15 protein-coding genes are annotated in these 18,899 nt (G+C 44.4%); 14 read left to right on the top strand and 1 reads right to left on the bottom strand.

The window, feature by feature from the left end:
- Window positions 1-58: 58 nt before the first annotated feature.
- The 14 genes from L5L77_RS18950 (at window position 59) to L5L77_RS18885 (ending at window position 18,017) form a co-directional block, all read left to right on the top strand.
- On the top strand, window positions 59-757 hold the full coding sequence (locus L5L77_RS18950) for a uracil-DNA glycosylase family protein (RefSeq protein WP_263144822.1): 699 nt from the start codon (window positions 59-61) through the stop codon (window positions 755-757).
- 8 nt (window positions 758-765) lie between these two features.
- Entirely contained in the window at window positions 766-2,004 is a 1,239-nt protein-coding gene (locus L5L77_RS18945; RefSeq protein ID WP_263184580.1) for a sugar diacid recognition domain-containing protein, read from the top strand.
- Window positions 2,005-2,212: 208 nt separating this feature from the next.
- Window positions 2,213-3,220 carry a catalase family peroxidase gene (locus L5L77_RS18940; RefSeq protein WP_263184581.1) on the top strand — a complete coding sequence of 336 codons (1,008 nt, stop codon included), beginning with the start codon at window positions 2,213-2,215 and terminating at the stop codon, window positions 3,218-3,220.
- Window positions 3,221-3,545: 325 nt separating this feature from the next.
- Window positions 3,546-4,904: a GntP family permease gene (locus L5L77_RS18935; protein ID WP_113938868.1), complete on the top strand. Its 1,359-nt coding sequence runs from the start codon at window positions 3,546-3,548 to the stop codon at window positions 4,902-4,904.
- A 232-nt stretch (window positions 4,905-5,136) separates the two neighbouring features.
- Window positions 5,137-6,351, top strand: coding sequence for a glycerate kinase (locus tag L5L77_RS18930; protein ID WP_263223329.1), 1,215 nt, complete (start codon window positions 5,137-5,139; stop codon window positions 6,349-6,351).
- A 301-nt stretch (window positions 6,352-6,652) separates the two neighbouring features.
- The gene (gene panP, locus L5L77_RS18925; RefSeq protein ID WP_263223328.1) at window positions 6,653-8,302 is read left to right on the top strand and encodes a pyridoxal-dependent aspartate 1-decarboxylase PanP; all 1,650 of its coding nucleotides are present in this window, start codon (window positions 6,653-6,655) and stop codon (window positions 8,300-8,302) included.
- Window positions 8,303-8,736: 434 nt separating this feature from the next.
- Window positions 8,737-11,487, top strand: coding sequence for a KAP family NTPase (locus L5L77_RS18920; protein ID WP_263223327.1), 2,751 nt, complete (start codon window positions 8,737-8,739; stop codon window positions 11,485-11,487).
- Between the two features lie 647 nt (window positions 11,488-12,134).
- Window positions 12,135-12,452 carry a hypothetical protein gene (locus L5L77_RS18915; RefSeq protein WP_317629717.1) on the top strand — a complete coding sequence of 106 codons (318 nt, stop codon included), beginning with the start codon at window positions 12,135-12,137 and terminating at the stop codon, window positions 12,450-12,452.
- Between the two features lie 57 nt (window positions 12,453-12,509).
- A complete protein-coding gene (locus L5L77_RS18910) occupies window positions 12,510-13,025 on the top strand; it encodes a ClbS/DfsB family four-helix bundle protein (protein WP_263184589.1) in 516 nt (171 codons plus the stop codon).
- Between the two features lie 30 nt (window positions 13,026-13,055).
- Window positions 13,056-13,712, top strand: coding sequence for a Vat family streptogramin A O-acetyltransferase (locus tag L5L77_RS18905; protein WP_263184591.1), 657 nt, complete (start codon window positions 13,056-13,058; stop codon window positions 13,710-13,712).
- A 189-nt stretch (window positions 13,713-13,901) separates the two neighbouring features.
- Complete coding sequence (locus L5L77_RS18900; RefSeq protein WP_263184593.1) at window positions 13,902-14,738, top strand: AraC family transcriptional regulator; 837 nt, start codon at window positions 13,902-13,904, stop codon at window positions 14,736-14,738.
- A gap of 125 nt (window positions 14,739-14,863) precedes the next feature.
- The gene (locus L5L77_RS18895) at window positions 14,864-15,703 is read left to right on the top strand and encodes an AzlC family ABC transporter permease (protein ID WP_263184594.1); all 840 of its coding nucleotides are present in this window, start codon (window positions 14,864-14,866) and stop codon (window positions 15,701-15,703) included.
- The gene (locus tag L5L77_RS18890) at window positions 15,700-16,002 is read left to right on the top strand and encodes an AzlD domain-containing protein (RefSeq protein ID WP_263184595.1); all 303 of its coding nucleotides are present in this window, start codon (window positions 15,700-15,702) and stop codon (window positions 16,000-16,002) included. Before L5L77_RS18895 ends, L5L77_RS18890 begins: the two co-directional genes overlap by 4 nt.
- A 722-nt stretch (window positions 16,003-16,724) precedes the next feature.
- Window positions 16,725-18,017 carry an aerolysin family beta-barrel pore-forming toxin gene (locus L5L77_RS18885; RefSeq protein WP_263184596.1) on the top strand — a complete coding sequence of 431 codons (1,293 nt, stop codon included), beginning with the start codon at window positions 16,725-16,727 and terminating at the stop codon, window positions 18,015-18,017.
- Between the two features lie 116 nt (window positions 18,018-18,133).
- On the opposite strand, the gene L5L77_RS18880 is transcribed toward L5L77_RS18885, so the two are convergent.
- Complete coding sequence (locus L5L77_RS18880; RefSeq protein ID WP_131525744.1) at window positions 18,134-18,847, bottom strand: helix-turn-helix transcriptional regulator; 714 nt, start codon at window positions 18,845-18,847, stop codon at window positions 18,134-18,136.
- Window positions 18,848-18,899: the final 52 nt, after the last annotated feature.

Raw genomic sequence — 18,899 nt, 5'->3', positions numbered from 1 at the left:
TCTCACTAAAGCGCCATCGCCACTTTGCGTAACAGTATCGCCATCATGCTCGGTATCAATGGCCAAACTGCTGACAAAAATCAGCGCCTGTACTTTATGTCAAGCCCATTTACCCTTAGCGCCCAAACCGATATTGCAGGCCAGTACCCAAGCGCGGATTTTGATTGCAGGCCAAGCTCCAGGCGTGAAAACCCACCATAAAGGCATACCTTTTGACGATGCCAGCGGTGAACGGCTGCGCACTTGGTTGAATGTCACGCGGGAGCAATTCTACGACCCCAATCTTTTTGCCATTATCCCTATGGGATTTTGTTTTCCGGGCAGTATCGAAAAAAACGGTAAAAAGCAGGGTGATAAACCACCGCGCTCCGAATGTGCAGCCACTTGGCATCAGGCCTTGCTCGCCCTAATGCCGCAAATAGAGCTAATTGTGATCCTCGGCCAATATGCCATCGACTATCATCTACCGCGCGAATCGTCCGAGGCCGTAAACCCCACTTCGCCGATCACTAAGCCTCAAACAACCAGCAGTAAAATTTCGACCAGCGCTAAAGTAAAAGCCATCCCCAAACTGAAACCAATAACTGTGACCCAAGCATGCGCGCAATGGCAGCAATATTGGCCTAAGTATCTTGTCTTACCGCACCCAAGCCCGCGTAATAATCTTTGGCTTAAGCAGCATCCTGAGTTTGAACGCGATATGCTACCCAGATTAAGAATGCGTATTGCATCCCTATTAAACCTTCAACCCCACTAGGCGCCTGTATGTATCTACTTGATTCTGCCATCGCGAAGCAAATTGTGAGCCGCACAATGAAAATCATTGGCCACAATATCAATGTGATGAACGGCCAAGGGGTGATTTTAGGCTCAGGCGACCCTAAGCGTATAGGGTCAACCCACGAAGGCGCGCTGCTGGCGATTGCCCAAAATCGCAATGTGGAGATCAGTCAAGAAGTCGCCTCAGGGCTGCATGGCGTTAAGCCAGGCATCAATTTACCCTTACATTATCAAGGACAAATTATCGGCGTCGTCGGCATTACCGGTGATCCACGTGAGCTCACCCATTATGGTGAGTTACTTAAAATGACCGCCGAAATGATTGTTGAACAAGCCAACCTGCAGGATAAATTGCAATGGGAGAATCGCCAGCGTGAAGAATTTATTCTGCAACTGATCAAAGCTGAAACCGATGATGCACAGTTGCACCGCTGGGCAAAACAACTCGACATTGATATCAGCCTGCCAAGAGTCGCGGCCATTATTGAGATCAGCGAGAAAAACATCCAGAAACACCACTTAAAGACCGACCCCCCCCCATCGGCCTTGTACTTAGCTGAGGCATCCACTCAGCCCGCCGATGAACGTAGCCCCAGAGTCAGTGAAACCCTCAAGCAAGTGCTGCATCTATTGCAATATCCTGACCGTGGTAACTTGATTGCCATGACCTCAATGTCGCAGTTGGTGATCCTAAAGCCTGCTTTTTTAGATGGAAAACAATGGGATCCTGAGCTTGAAAATCAGCGTATCGATAAGCTGTTGCAGCGCTTACCCGCCCAAATGGATTTAAACTTTAAGATTGCCCTAGGCCATTTCTTCCCCGAAAAAGGCGGGATAGCGCGCTCCTATCACACGGCTCAAGAAACTTTGGCACTCGGTAAGCAGCTCAATGCAGAAGGGAATAAATACCTGTTTGAAGATTATTCCCTACAAGTGTTACTTGCAGGGCTAAAACATGACTGGCGCGGTCAGGCGCTGGCAACGCCCTACCAGCAACTCGCCAAGGCGGATAAAAACGGCCAATTACGCAAAACCTTAGCGGCTTACATCACCCACTTTGGCGATGCACAGCAATGCGCGAATGCCCTGTTTATTCATCGCAATACACTGAGATATCGCCTTGATAAAATTCAGCAAATCACCCAAGCCGACATTCAATCCCTGCATGGATTATTGAGCCTGTATCTTGGGCAATTAATTGATACTTCGACTCGCTTAACTTAATACTCAAATAACTTAGCAACTCAACAGATTCGCCAGAAAAAGCCCGCAGATGACGGCGCAAACCTTATAACCAGATCAATTGAGTAAAACTTGGCCTGTACTAAAAAATTAATTGAAAGATTTATACCGTATCCCCTTTCCTATCCTTTCATATAGTATCGCGTCGATATGCTAGCGCTCTCGACTTAGTCCATTGAAAGGAATGATAATGACCTCAATCAAACTGACTTTACTCGCCAAAGCTTGTCTCATTAGCGGCATTGCGCTGACTTCACCTTCGTTAATCGCGGCCGAGAAAACCATTCCCGAACTGGTCGATGCCGTCAACGGCACACCCGATGCGGCAAGTCGCGAGGCGGGTAAAAATGTCAAACTGCGTAATCACACTAAGGGATTTTGTACCTCGGGCAGTTTTAAACCGAATCCACAATTACAACAAACGTTGGCAATTCCATTTTTTAATCAAGATAGTATCAAGGTCACAGCCCGCTTTTCCCTCGGCGGTACAAATCCGCAGATCTCAGATAAAACTGCTGGGCGCTTTATGTCACTCAAAATTGACGGCGATAAAGAAAACCTTAACTTTGTCACCACTAACGTTCCCGTTTTCTTTGCCAAAAATCTCGAAGAATTTTTTAACTTTCAGACCAAAGTGAAACAAGGCCCTGAAGGTAAACAGTGGCTTATTGATAATCAACCCAGCGCCAAAGCTTTTTTCGAATATGTTAAACAGCTGCCTCCCAGCCCAAGTTTTGCCAACAGCCGCTACTTCGGTGTAAATAGTTTCCTGTTCAGCACGCCAAAAAACAGTGTTCAACAAGGTGGAACGGTCGCGGGTAAATGGATTTTTGAACCTGTCGCAGGTACTGCCGCGCTGTCAGCCAGTGAACTTGCCAATCTCAGTGATGATTTTTTAAAGGCGGAATTACTCGAGCGCATTAAAACCCAGCCAGCACAATGGAACCTTTATATTCAACTCGCCGAAATGGGTGATGAGATTAATGACCCAACCGTGATCTGGCCTGAAACTCGCCAGCGTTTACTGGTAGGCCAAGTGATGATTAACGGTGAACGAGACAGCGATCCCCAAGTGCAACAGTGTGATAAAGGCATATTTAACCCACTGTTATTGCCTAAGGGCATTACTGCATCTGCCGATCCCATACTCAATGCCCGCACCGCAGCCTATGTAGAATCCTTTATTCGTCGTCAATAAAGAGTCGAGTTAAGTCCCTCCTGTTTAGGATTGGCAAATAGCCCTATTTGCCAATCCTAATCGACAAGCGCCTCCCTTACCGACAAAACGCCTCCTCCTGCATTCGAATTCACCTAAGCATTTTTGTGCATGAGCACAAAAATGGCGAAACATAACGCGGTAATTCCGTGGATTTAGCCAAAGCTATTCAAACATACCTGCACAATAATAGGATGACCTTAAAGCAGCCCTCATTTGGACTCAGGCCCAAATAAGCACTGCGCCCTACACTATAAGTCAAAAAACTTACTCAAAAACTTCAGCCAAGAACTGAACGGGACAAACTATGAACTTAGTGCTTATTCTCATCGGCGTGATTGCATTTATTGTTATCGCGACCTCAAAATTTAAACTCCACCCCTTTTTAACCTTAATTCTGGCCGCCTTTATCGCGGCCTTCGCCTATGGCCTGCCAAGCGGAGAAATCGCTAAAACCATTACCACAGGGTTTGGCAATATTTTAGGCTATATCGGCTTAGTGATCGTCTTAGGCACTATCATAGGGATTATTCTGGAAAAAAGCGGCGCCGCCATCACCATGGCCGATGTGGTGATCAAGATATTAGGTAAACGCTTCCCGACACTCACTATGTCAATTATCGGTTATCTCGTGTCTATTCCGGTCTTTTGTGACTCGGGTTTTGTGATCTTAAACTCACTGAAACAATCGATGGCGAACCGCATGAAGGTCTCTAGTGTCTCCATGAGCGTTGCCTTAGCCACAGGTCTGTACGCCACTCACACCTTTGTACCGCCAACGCCAGGCCCTATCGCCGCCGCAGGCAACTTAGGCTTAGAGTCCAACTTAGGCTTAGTGATCGGTGTGGGTCTCTTTGTGGCCGCCGTTGCGGCACTCGCGGGTATGTTATGGGCAAACCGCTTTGCCGATGTTGAACCCGATGGGGAAGGCGCAGAAGAACTTAAAGCGCAGGCCAGTGACTATGAAACGCTGAAAAAAAGCTATGGCACGTTACCAAGCCCATTAAAAGCTTTCGCACCGATTTTTGTGCCTATCGTATTAATTTGTTTAGGTTCTATCGCTAACTTCCCTTCAGCGCCTTTGGGTAAAGAAGGTGTGTTTGATGCGCTCGTGTTCCTCGGTCAGCCCGTTAATGCCCTGATGATTGGCCTGTTTTTATCCCTGCTGCTGTTAAAGGGTGAGAATAAGATCAGCGAATTTAGCGAACGCATCAGCCAAGGGCTCGTCACTGCCGCGCCGATTATTTTAATCACAGGTGCAGGTGGTGCCTTTGGTGCGGTATTAAAAGCCACGCCTATCGGTGACTTTTTGGGCACATCACTGTCGGCACTGGGTATCGGTATCTTCATGCCATTTATCGTCGCTGCCGCGCTTAAGTCAGCGCAGGGTTCATCGACGGTAGCGTTAGTCGCAACCTCGGCACTGGTTGCGCCTATGCTTGGCGATATTGGTCTTGGTAGCGATATGGGCCGAGTATTAACAGTAATGGCGATTGGCGCAGGTGCGATGACAGTTTCCCACGCCAATGACAGCTTCTTTTGGGTCGTCACCCAATTTAGCCGCATGAGCGTCAAACAAGCCTATAAAGCCCAAACTATGGCTACCCTAATCCAAGGTGTGACGTCCATGGTAACTGTGTATGTGCTAAGCCTAGTGTTGCTCTAATATTAATGAGTTCTTGATTCAATATTGTCCCTTGGGCACATACCGTGCCCAAGATATATCTCTGTTATACGCCCTAATAATTGCAACAGATTAATGTGCCAGTGATGGATATAAATGCCTTTATATCACCTCAGTTTTAGCACAGGGATGTTGTTGCGCCCAACGTAAGTGGCCTTGGGTTTAGTGTTCAACATTGAGCCCTGTTTTATCCCATTTAGCTGTAGGATTTTTAATGAAAATAGTTATCGCCCCCGACTCATTTAAAGAAAGCTTAAGCGCGCTCGAAGTGGCCAACGCCATCGAGCAAGGCTTAAAACAAGTGATACCTGACTGCGACATAATCAAAATACCCGTTGCCGATGGTGGCGAAGGCACAGTGCAATCTATGGTGGACGCCACGGGCGGCAGTATTGTCAGCTTAGAGGTCATGGGGCCACTTGGACATAGAGTGCAAGCACACTATGGCATTCTTGGTGAAGGCATTCTCGGCGCTGCGATGAATACAAGTTCTGCGTCAGTTTCACGTGCAGATCCAACGAACAAATCGCCACATCAAGGCGCGATTGCCGTGATTGAAATGGCCTCAGCCTCAGGTTTGCACCATGTGCCGAGGGAGCAACGTAATCCGCTGCTTACCACAAGTTATGGCACCGGCGAGCTGATTTGTGATGCGCTTAATCGGGGGATAAAGCACATCATTTTGGGGCTAGGCGGCAGTGCCACCAACGATGGCGGCGCGGGTATGGCCCAAGCGCTGGATATTTTATTGCTCGATGGCCAAGGTAAAACCTTGCCTTCTGGCGGCGCAGCGCTGGCGAACCTTGCTCAAATCGATGTATCAAACGCTCATCCACTTTTACGTGAGTGCAGCTTCGAAGTTGCCTGCGATGTTGATAACCCACTGTGCGGTGAACGCGGTGCCTCGGCGATTTTTGGTCCACAAAAAGGTGCGACGCCCGAGATGGTTAAGCAGCTAGATACAGCTCTTGCCCATTATGCCGATGTGATTGCCCGCAATGGCATTAGCGATCACCGCGATCATGCAGGGGCTGGCGCTGCTGGCGGTATGGGTCTTGGCGTGATGGCTTTTTTAAATGCCGAGCTTAAACCTGGGGTTGAGATTGTGATGCAAACCGTTGGCCTTGCGGACAAAATCCGTGGCGCCGATTTAGTGATCACTGGTGAAGGCCGCATCGATGGTCAAACCGTATTTGGTAAAACCCCAATGGGCGTGTTAAAGCAAGCCAGACTGCAGGGCATTCCGACTATCGGTATCGCGGGCTGCCTCGGTGAAAACGCCAATGCCATATTGGATCACGGTATGACGGCTATCTTCCCTATCATCCCGCACTTAAGTCCGCTCGATGATGTGCTGGCCAATGCCAAGCTAAACCTTTGCAATACCGCCCGAAATATCGGCGCGGTACTCATGTTAGGCCAGCGCTAATTTTAGGGCTAACATGAATTTTAGGGCTAATGCTCAGGCTTGATGAGTGGCTCGTCGAGTTAAACATAAAGGCGCCATAACGGCGCCTTTGCTTATTTAGGCCGCAACGCTTTGGTAACACAAAATTTTAGTGCTTGATGCCTAAAAGGCCTTGCAGTAAAGTGAGCTCCCTTTTTGGTATTCCGCTGATTGAACATTTGAGAGTCACTGATCGCGCATCACTGGTCGAGAATCACTGGTCCGTTATACTCTTCGAGCCAATTTGCGGTTTCACTATAAAAATTAATAGACGGCAAGCCCCATGACCCAGAAACTCCCTCGCCAAGCCACCGCATCCGAAGCAAGTTTGCTCCGCATTTTTACTGCACCGGAAGATGCAAGCTCAACGCTGAGTATTATTGAGCAAAAGCTCTCCGAGGACTTAGCAGGCTTTTTGGGTGACAGTATCGCCGCGCTCGAAAAACCCTTGTCTGAAATCGAAACCGATTTTCAAGCTTTTGAGATCCCAACTCAGCCGCGTTTTGTCTCCGATTACACCGACGAAATTATGCAAAATTTGGTGGCGCATTCGGTACACACAGCGGCGCCAAGTTTTATCGGCCACATGACTTCGGCACTGCCCTACTTTGTGTTGCCGCTGTCAAAAATGATGGTGGGACTCAATCAAAATCTGGTCAAAATAGAAACCTCTAAGGCATTTACGCCGCTTGAACGCCAAGTGCTCGGCATGATGCACCATTTGATTTATGCCCAAGATACAGATTTTTATCAAAGCTGGATGCACAGCGCCAATCATTCCCTCGGGGCATTTTGCTCCGGCGGCACGGTTGCCAACATCACGGCGCTGTGGATTGCCCGTAACCAATTATTAAAAGCCGATGGCGAGTTTAAAGGCGTCAGCCGCGAAGGCTTACTCAAGGCGCTGCGCCACTATGGCTATGACGATTTAGCGATTTTGGTCTCGGAGCGCGGTCACTATTCGCTAGGCAAAGCCGTCGATCTGCTTGGTATCGGCCGCGACAATATCATCAGCATTCCCACTGGCAGCAATAACAAGGTCGATGTTGCGAAAATGCGTCAAGCCGCCCTTGAACTTGCTAGCAAGAACATCAAAGTATTAGCGATTGTTGGCGTGGCTGGCACCACAGAAACCGGTAATGTTGACCCATTGACAGAATTAGCTGCGCTGGCAAAAGAGTTAAACTGCCATTTCCATGTGGATGCAGCGTGGGGCGGCGCAAGTTTATTATCCAATAAATACCGCCACTTACTCGCAGGTATCGAACTTGCGGACTCAGTCACTATCGATGCCCACAAACAAATGTACGTGCCTATGGGCGCAGGCATGGTGTTATTTAAAGACCCAGAGTTTGCCCACGCCATTGCCCACCACGCCGAATATATTCTGCGCCGTGGTTCAAAGGACTTAGGCAGCCAAACGCTAGAAGGTTCACGCCCCGGCATGGCGATGTTAGTGCACGCTTGCTTACAGATCATCGGCCGCGATGGTTATGAAATCTTAATCAATAACAGCCTTGAAAAAGCCCGCTATTTTGCCGAACAAATCAAAACCCATGAGGATTTTGAGCTAATCACTGAGCCAGAACTTTGTCTGCTGACTTACCGTTATGTGCCCGCCAGCATCCAAGCCGCCATGCAACTTGCCTGTGAGCAAGCAGACACAGTAAAACTCGCCCGCTTTAACGAGCTGCTCGATGGCCTCACCCAGTTTATTCAAAAGCACCAACGCGAACAGGGTAAATCCTTCGTCTCCCGTACCCGCATTCAGCCCGCCCGCTATTTTAGACAAGCAACCGTAGTGTTTCGCGTAGTACTCGCCAACCCCCTCACCAGCCATGACATTCTCAATCAAGTGCTGGTCGAGCAAAGTGAAATCGCCGCATTGGATAAAGAGTTTTTACCTGCGCTATTAGTTATGGTCAATGAATAGCGAGTGATTTACCGCAAGCTTTAAATCTCATTCAAATACAGAGTGTTAATCACAAACAGCCGCAAATTTATGCGGCTGTTTTTGTTTGTAGAGCTGGGATGAAAGAAGGTTAGGTTAAAACCAAGCACTTCTGATCTCGTTGCGGATACGCCGAATTCCATTGCTTCCGTGACACGCCGTGAAGCCATCCATGGCGGCTCTGCGATGATATCCATATCATCGAAGGTCACGTCCGCAATGGAATTCGGCTTAGCAAATCTCGGTGTAATATGCGGCATTTAGAAGACAAATAGCGTGTGAACAAAGCAGAGAGGTTGCACACATTTGAAGCTTAATAAAACCAAGTGCAAGGAATCTAGCTCTTAACCGAAAAATAACTTTCTTTATATAAATCAGGTCGGTACACTAACGGCGTTAAATTATAAGGATATAAAGTGACTCAATCTGCCTCAACCTTATCAAATTTACCCACCGTTAGGATAAAACGCTGGATATCACTCATCTTGTGTTCGGTAACGGCAAGCCTTTTACTGTTCTTCTTAAGTGAATGGGCATGGCTTCAAGCAGCATTCACGGTATACAGTAAGATAATCACTGCAAACATATGGGTTTATCATGCAAGTGCATTTATTGCGGGCATAGCCATTAAAGTCTTACTAGATCGCTTTCGTGTAACTCACCCGAAACGCATCTTTAGGCCTAACTTTAGCTATCCGCCAATCACTATCAGTATTTGGTTAACCATTCTAATTATTAGCTGCTTTACAATCTTCAGTAAAGACGACTCTAAAGAACTAATATTTTTGATGTTTGAAAGCAAGGCATTATCACAAATCTGCCTAATAATATCTGGAATTTGCATCTCCCACCTAACAACAAGCAATAAACTTAGGTATTCATTAATAACATTGATGTTTATCTCAATATTATTTATAGCCTTAAAGCCAAATAATTACTTAGCATCTGATTTAGTCGTATATTGCTACTCTGCAATGTTAATTTTATTTATTTTTTTAGAAAAAAGATTAATTAAAGCTGATAGCAATTTTGTCAGCAGCACCAATGAGACAAGTAAAAAAGAAGTTGAAAACTTTAGAAGTAAAGAAGAGTTCCAGAGTTGGTTTAAAGACGATACACCAATAAATACAATCGAACAGTTAGAACCAGACTATCAGGTTTATGCTAATCGTATCTATGATCGTTTAATCAACAAAGAAAAAGAAACTGAAGATTTAGCTCAACAAATTGCACTCTGCGGTCCATTTGGTTGTGGTAAAAGCAGCATTATTGCCTCAATTGTCAAAAAACTAAAACAGAATACATATGAAAAAACAAATAAAATAAATTGGTTACACTGTGATATCTCTACTTGGGGAATACAAGCCGATCATGTTGCTCAGGTAGTACTGATACATGTTATCGATACCATTGCTGAAAAACTTGATATGTGTGCATTTCGAAGCTTACCAAAGCATTATGTTGAAGCGATGAAAGGTGGTGGTAGCCATTGGCAAATAATGGCAGCACTGCTTAATAAAACTACTGACGTTGAAACATGCTTAGCCGAATTGAACAGTGTACTTGCGACCAAAAAAATTAATCTGCTTATCACAATACAAGATATTGATCGCGGTACATCAGATGACATAGCAAGACGCCTGAATGAATTAGCAGCATTGCTTGACCGATTAAAAAGCAAAAGCCTGAATAAAATAAACTTTATTATTGCATTAGGAAATGAGAACCACGAGCAAGCAGAAATAGTTTCGAAAATAACAAATAGAACAGAGCACATATTAAAGAAAGACACAAGACTCGGTATTTTAAATTATATTAGAAGGACTTTAGAATACGCAATTAAACATAACAATATAATCATACTCTCCGACCATACTTCTGGAACCAATAAAAATGAGCTTCATACTCTTACAATTGAAACGCAAAATGATGTAGACCGTATTTTCGTAAAGACTTTAGATGATGATGCGATAAGTTCATACTCTCCACATGAGAAAATAACACGTCACAAAAATAACGTATTTCATCAGGAAATTAATGCATTATCCAACATAGTTGATTCACCTCGATTACTGAAGAAAATTTTACGCAGAGTCGACGAAGCCTGGACGTCGGATAAACTCATGGGTGAAATTAACATTATTTCACTAATAATGTTATCAACATTAAGAGAGGTTCGGCCCAAGTATTTTAGCAAATTCCAGCAAGAATATGACTATTTGTACAAAACCGGCCACACTAAGATTTCCATTGAAAACATACAAGAGATAGTGACTGGTATAAATGGTAATGTAGATAAAACCTATGCTGATTTCATTATTATCATGCTAGGTTTAGTCAACATTGATATTTTTAATGAGAATGCATCTGCTATATCAAAAAGCATAGATAATAAAACTGAAAAATTTTTAATGCTAGATCCCAGAATCAGTGCGTGCCAAACATTTGGTAGTACAGATACTAATGTAGACTATTTGAAAAGATTTAATCTTGAGGAGATACCTAAAGCTGAAAAAGACGAAGGTTACATAGATCAAACTATCACACATGAAGCCTTTCAGTTTTTGAGAACTAATTTAGCGTTGAATGCTGAAGATTTTATCGAAGCTTGGTTCCAGCCAACTAATAAACAGCACAAAAAATACACTAGGTTTTTACCACTATTCTATCGTTTCCCATTATCTGAAAATTTAAATGAACCTTCTACTCGAAGAATATTTGCGCAACTACATAAAGAAAATAAGCTTAATACCTTTAATGTTAAGTCATATATCAACGCACTAATCAAAGCATCACTTACCATTGACAATATTGCAAAAATAGCAAACGCCATACAAGTTTACGAGAATAGACTAGGTAAAACATATGAGACTGATGAAATTAATTATTTGGAAAATACAACAAAAATCAGTGAATACTTAATAAAACTAAGATCGCCAAAGCAGATGGAGCATTTACTATTTAAGTACGCATTCAGCAAATCAGATTATGCGAACAACCCTGAAGTTAAACATTTCATTAGTGATTCTTTAGAAATTGAAAAAATTACACAAGAAGATATAAAAGCAATGCTGTCGGAGCTAAAAAATAATAAAACAACATTAAATAAATACCCTAAACTAAGAGAAAGCATAATGGCATACTTAGAAATGGATTGTCTGCAATAGGAATATTTAACGAGACCCCCATGAAAAAAACATGGCCATATATGGACGCTCCCGGTGAGTCAAGATAATACTCTGCTCACCGAAGGCTTTTTTGCCTTAGTTTTCTGTTCAACAATCTCACTCTTATCCTTGCTTTGATGCGACTCATTTACCGCTTAAAGCGGTTATACTGCCATATATACGGGCTTAACAGTCAAGCTGCGCCCCTAATGAAATCCGTACCACTGCGTCTAAAAATGTGAAACACCCATGCGGATTAGGTTTACCCTATCCTTGGCCTATTCGGGCTAGCACTGGTAAATAAGAAAGACAGGACAGGCTTGAATCTTTTAGAATTCACAGTTAACTCCGAAGTAACAGAATACACCTCCCCTCGGAGTTGCCGCAGGGCGAATAGGCAAATTGCGTGAGTCTCGCCATGGATGGCGAGCTAGCTTTCGCAGGTGCAGGGACGCATCCTTCGGAAGCGATAGCAAATTTGGCAATGAGCACAAGGGGCTTTCAACTCCGTTGGGGCGTCTTGGAGCATCCAAGGAGGATAGGACGAGCAGTCCTCCTTGGTCGGGTGTGGGGTGAAGCCCCACGACGTTGATTTAGCCTTTAAAAAATTAACCATCAATCATCCCCGAAATCACATAGGAACTAAGATGTTTTCCATGCGAAAGATAATTCTCCCACTGATCATGCTAAATCTTGGCGCATTGCCTCTATATGCTCCAGCACAGGACACCAGCGCGTTATGGGGCAAAGAATACGCTGAGGTGAAATCGAGTTTATTAGCTGCTGGCTGGGTATTAGCGCCCGTAGCAGAAGATGAAACGCCAATGACAGAAGATTACCCTGAAATAACCTGTGGTAACGGCGCGATGGCCATTTGCTCTGTCGGCGTTAAGCGAGACAATAGTACACTTACCTTAGTTGTTGAATCTATTGAACAAGTGCTTATTGTGGCAGGTGAATACTAAACTGCCCAATGGACGATGTGAAATTCAGCCTAAGCGCCTGACATAAACGAGGTAGTGATGACATCTATCCCCCAATCAAAACAAGAACTTGAATTGGCTATTTACTCAGTTTTCCCCAAACTGATGGCTGACTATCGTTCAATCCCAACCCAAATGTCCCGTGTGTGCAGCATAGAAGGAAACATCAAAGGTACACAAATTAGTGTAAGTGATACCGTCGCTTACCTTATTGGCTGGGGTAAATTAGTGCTCAAATGGTACGAGTTAACATCGCAAGCACTCCCCGTTGATTTTCCCGATACGGGTTATAAATGGAATCAACTGGGATTATTAGCAGAGCGATTTCATCATGAATATAGCCAATGGCAATATACTGATTTACTTGATGAATATGAAATGACAATGGAAAAATTGTCAGCGCTGATTGCGAGTCTCAGTGATCAGCAACTGTACGGCATAACTTGGTACGATAAATGGACGTTGGGCCGTATGATCCAATTCAATACTTATTCCCCGATGAAGAATATGCGTACCAAAGTACGACGATTCAAAAAAGACAATGCATTACCCTAGTAAACAACTCTTTTAAGCACGGAGGTATTCATGCCAAGTACCCACACTCACCCGCAGTTAGGTCCTAACCCCAACGATAAAGCGCCGATGAAAGGCTTTCCTCAGGTTGGTTTTCTTAAAAATTTTATCACCCGCGAGAACATTATTGTCGGTGATTACACTTATTATGACGATCCAGCTGGTCCTGAAAGATTCGAGTCGAATGTACTTTATCACTTTGACTTTATTGGCGATAAACTGAATATCGGTAAATTCTGCGCCATTGCGAAAGACGTGAAATTCATTATGAATGGCGCCAATCATCAAGTATCTGGCTTTTCAACTTATCCCTTTTATATCTTCGGCAATGGCTGGGCGAAAGCGGCGCCCAAGCCCGAAGATTTACCTTTTAAGGGCGACACCTGTATCGGTAACGACGTATGGATTGGTTATAACGCCACTATCATGCCAGGGGTGAAAATTGGCCACGGCGCCATTGTTGCCAGTCAATCCGTAGTGACAAAAGATGTGCCACCCTACGCTGTAGTTGGCGGTAATCCTGCCACAGTGATCAAGCTGAGATTCGAGCAAACTGTGATAGATGAGCTTGTTGCCATCGCTTGGTGGGATTGGCCGATAGAGAAAATCACTCAACACCTAGAGGCTATCGCGGGTGCAGAACTCACAACATTACAGCAGGCAACCTAAATAACGCCTGTCGCGAGCAAGACTGAACGAAAAACCTCAAGCAACAAAAATTAAGTAACGATTATTAAAAAACCGCCATTAAACGCAAACAAAATCCAATATGCGCAATTTTGTACAAAAGCACTGAGGGTTTCTGGGTTACTATCAGGCACAACCCGCCCATTAATACACTAAACACGGAGGCCCAGTGTGAACACAGAACATGCGGCCTACCAGATTGCCGATGAATTAGGTGGCCTCGAGTTACTCAATGCCCACTACCATAAACAAAACTTTAGTCGGCACACCCACGAAGGTTACACAGTCGGCGTGATTGAAATGGGGGCGCAGCGTTTTTATCGCACGGGTGGCAACCATGTGGCGCCAAAGCACAGCATCATTCTCGTCAACGCCGACGAAGTCCATAATGGCTGTAGCGCCACAGAGGGCGGTTGGTCCTATCGTGCAATGTATCCAGTACCCGCGCAGTTTGCCAATATTAACAGTGAGCTAGCATCAAACCGCGGTGCGCCCTATTTCCCTGAGCCCGTAGTGTACGATCCTGAATTAGCCGAATTACTGCGCTTCACCTTTACTACTTTAGATACATCGGACAATCGCTTACTGCGCGAAAGCTTGGTCTATTCAAGCTTGACACAGTTAATGACACGCCATGGCAAGAATCGCCCGAGCGATGACCTAGCTGTAATCGCTAAGCCTGCGTTAGCACTGGTGAAATCCTTTATCGACGATCATCCTGCTGCCGACATCTCCCTTGAAGAGCTGGCAACACTCGCGGGATTAAGCCCCTATTATTTGCTGAAGCAATTTCAGCGTTATTACGGCTTACCGCCCCACGCTTACCAAATTCAGGCAAGAGTGAGACTCGCCAAAGGAAAAATCAAACAAGGCACACGGCTGCTCGATGTCGCCCTCGATTGTGGGTTTCACGATCAAAGTCACTTGAATCGACATTTTAAGAAGACAGTCGGTGTTACACCGGGGCAATTTGCCAAAGAAATAGGCCGCAATATTATCCAAGCCTAAACAACCACTTTAAGTTAATCTGCCATGCTCATTCTTGCTTTCTCCTCGATTGACTAAGCAAGCAAGCTTATCCAAGCATTTATTGTTTAACAGCAACCCCGTCGCCGCTATTTTTAGGAGCCAAAGTGACCACCGACAAGCTTATAGAACCTGATGTTTATCCTGTGCATCCCACAAAATCCAAGGCATTTTTAAAAGGCACCTTGGCCATGATGCCGTTGACGATAGCGGTTGTACCTTGGGGAATTTTAGCGGGCTCCTTCGCCATTGAGGTTGGGCTAACGCCCATTGAGAGCCAAGCCATGTCGGCGATTATCTTCGCGGGCGCAGCTCAATTAGTGGCGCTCGGCATGGTCAAAGCCGGTATTGGTCTGTGGAGTATCTTAATTACAACGTTACTCATCACCTCGCGCCATCTGTTATATGCAATGGCGATGCGCAGTCAAATCAGTCCATTGCCGTTAAAGTGGCGCCTGACATTGGGCTTTTTACTCACAGATGAACTGTTTGCCATAGCTAATCAAGGCAAGTTACATAAGTTCGACCCTTGGTACGCCCTTGGCGGCGGTTTGAGTTTCTATATCGGTTGGAACATGGCGACCTTACTTGGCATAGTGGCGGGCAATGCGATCGAGAATTTAGATGAGATGGGATTAGATTTTGCCATCGCAGCCACCTTTATCGCTCTGGTCGTTCCTACCATAAAAAAGCCATCGATTCTCGTCTGTGTATTAGTCTCGCTCACCCTAGCAGTGGTATGCGCCGTTTTTAAAATTCAAGCGGGACTGCTCATTGCCGCCATTGCGGGAATGACGGCAGGTGTACTTTACGCCAAAGTGGCCAAGGAAGCGGAACGCGCGGAACAATCCGCCAGTCAGTTAGCAAGCGCACAGACCAAAACAGAAGTGGATACTGGAGTTGGGACTGACATTAAGACAAAAACATTGTCAGGAGAAAAAGCATGATTTGGTTAATGATCTTTTCAATGGCGGCGGTTGTGTTTATCAGTCGTCATTTACTACTTGAGCCTAAACTACCGCTGCGATTAAGTAAGGGCACCCAAACCTTTTTAAGTTACTCGGCCCCTGCGGTACTCACTGCGATCTTTGCGCCCATAGTGTTTGTGCAAGAAGGTCTGCTCGATCTGAGCCTAGACAACAGCTATCTCATCTGCGCCGTAGTCGCTACTGTGTTGGCGCTCGTCACCCGTAATACCTTACTGACCACAGTGCTGAGTATGGGACTGTTTTTCTTTATCCACTAAGTCAACAAAGAGTCAGTGTTCAGCAACGGCACTGACTCTTGCATCAATCACTTACACTGTCCCTACCACTCTTTTACACAGCCTAACCCCCTCTGAGACATCGCCCCCTAGAAAATTACTGACACGTTATCTTGATTTTCCACATTCTTCATCTATTTAGACTCTTATGTCTGTACAACTAACAGTATCGGCTTTAACGGCATTTCATACATTGACGATAATGGAAGAGTGATGATATTCATCAGCAATAACAAAGACTCAAACAATAAAAACAAAATACTTAACCTAACCATATTCAAACTATTTAGTCTCTAAAAACGTCCATTCAGAAATGTTATTTACTGCATCTATTACAGCACTCATCTCAGTATAGTTCTCGGTATAGCTCTCGGTATAAAGAGTCCATTTAAAAAGTTTTACATAATAAAATGCAGCATAATTATTAATCCACACCCAAAAACCAACCCACTAAAAATTAAAGCAAATACACTATTTTATAAAGTTCTAAATACCGTTTAAAAATAAATTAATTAATTAACATTTTTAACCTAAATTAAATATAATCTAAATTAATTTATTTTTATTTTGTTTAATAAAAATAAAAGTGTTAGCTTTTTAGATGTGCCTAGCAGTAATGATTATTTATATGATTTAGGACTACATATAATTGCCATCGGCGCTCTCAATGAAAGGACGTATTTTATTAAAATAAAGGAACAATCATGAGAACAAAATCTAGCCTGGGTATATTAACGTTATCCTGTTTAACCGCACTTGGAACTGTTTCTTTGTTGGCCGAAGCTGCTATTCCGAATACTATTCCAAAACTGTCAATGGTAGAACACGCAGCCCCTGATCTTGATTCGCTTAAAAATGATGCCATTAACGACCCCTCGTTTATCAGCTCGTTATTCTCCTTAGGACACCATCTTGGATATGCATGGGCTGGCGGTACAGCATCCCAGTATGTTGGTGAAGACATCGAAGTCAGAAGAGAATCGAGCAACGAATACAGTCTTAGAGCCCGCTATAACGGCAATGATCCTTATGCAAGCGGCTACAGAGCGAATGAACGTTTGAAGGTAAATTTACAAAATATTCATTTCGTCACTAATCCTCAAAGTCTAAAGTTAGGTTCACCTCAAGTTTATGATCGTGAAGCTATTTATACTGCTCCTGTGGTTATCTATAACTGGGGCGATACCGAAGATACCGGTGTGGCCACCCTAAACTATGATTACACCACTAGCTGGGCCAAAACCGATAATTTCTCCTTCTCCGAGAAAATTGGCGTAACCAATAAATATGAAGTGGGTATTCCAGGAATAGGTGGAGCAAGTTCTGAAATCAGCGCCGAATTTTCTGCCAGCCAAGGTTGGAGTGAAACCGACGGCAAAAGTACAACGATTTCGAGTCAGGCGCAGTACCGCGCAATTATGCCGCCTCGCAGCAAACGTTATATTTCAATCACCCTATTTAAACAAAAGGCAGATGTCCCATACACCTCAAATTTATATATGATGTACGATATAAAATATGAGAACTTCTTAAAATGGGGTGGTAATGCGCATATTAATCATCCGATAAATAGACCTAACTTTCCTTACACCTTTGGCGGAGCGAATGCGAATAATCTTAATGGACCAGAAGCCTTAGTCGACCAATATCTTCATCAAGATATAAACGGTTATGGTGTATGGGATTGGCCTGCAGCGATTAATTCGGCACAGTCAAAAAGTGGGTTTGAGTGGCAATTGGCGAATATTGTTAGACAACATGGCGCACCTATCAGCGGTAAATTTACTGCAATAGATTCGAGTCAATTTAATATCGATGCCAGTGAATCCTATCCACTAACGGATGAAGACATTGCTAATCGCCCTAAAAGCGCTCAAAAGTTAGGACTGAGTCGCAATATTCAGGTTGCCGTCGGCGAGCTCCAAAACAATGATGAAGATGGTTTAATCAAAAAACTGAATATTTCGCAATCAAGCGAAGTCATGTTAAACAATTAAAAACGATGAGCTTAGGCTCTCAATAACTACTATGACACCAGTATCAGAGAGAGCTCGATACAACTAGCGAATTACTAGAAAGTTACTAGCAAATTAAAAATGTAATACAAAGCCACTCATTCGAGTGGCTTTTCTTTCGCTTCTGCTCGCGCCTTCGATTGCTCATCCATCAGGCAAATATAATCTTCAAGCTCTTGCCCGAGAGTGAGATCAAAATGACGGTTTAACCGCACAAGACCTGTGATGCGATCGACCCTGAAATTACGAAAATCAGCACGTAGATCACACCATGTCAGTAAGGTCCAAGTACCACGCCAAAAATAGATGGCGAGCGGCCTAACTTCCCGCTCGGTAACATCCAGTTTGACATCTTGGTAGAAGAGTTTGACGTATTCGCGGCGCTGAGCCGCATTACGCAAGGGATCAAGGAATTGAAACTCATTGGAATCTAAATAAAAATCCGGTGAAAACATTAAGGATTGATAGGCTTGTAATCGTTTAGGCAACACAGCTTCGACTTTAATCATCGCCTGCCTCGCAGCGCTACCAAGCTCCTTACCACCCCAAGTTTGCACCATACGCATGCCAACTTGAATCGCTTCGAGTTCGGCTTCGTTAAACATCAAGGGCGGAACATTAACCTCGTGGCGCAATAAATAGCCGACACCCGCTTCCCCTTCAATAGGAATGCCACTTAAACACAGGTCCTGCACATCACGGTAAATCGTGCGTGTAGAAACCTCTAACCGTTCAGCCAACTCTTGGGCTGTGGTCAGGCGTTTATGTTTAAGAATTTGCACTATTTGAAATAGGCGATCAGCGCGGCGCATTAGCTCTGGTTTAACCCTTTATCTATCAATCAGTTGATTAAGTATTATTACC

Origin of the sequence: Shewanella sp. SM29, from assembly GCF_025654245.1 — a bacterium.
GTDB classification, from domain to species: Bacteria; Pseudomonadota; Gammaproteobacteria; order Enterobacterales; family Shewanellaceae; genus Shewanella; species Shewanella oncorhynchi.
The sequence above is the reverse complement of the archived record's forward strand: the minus strand, read 5'-3'. Positions and strand labels throughout refer to the sequence as shown.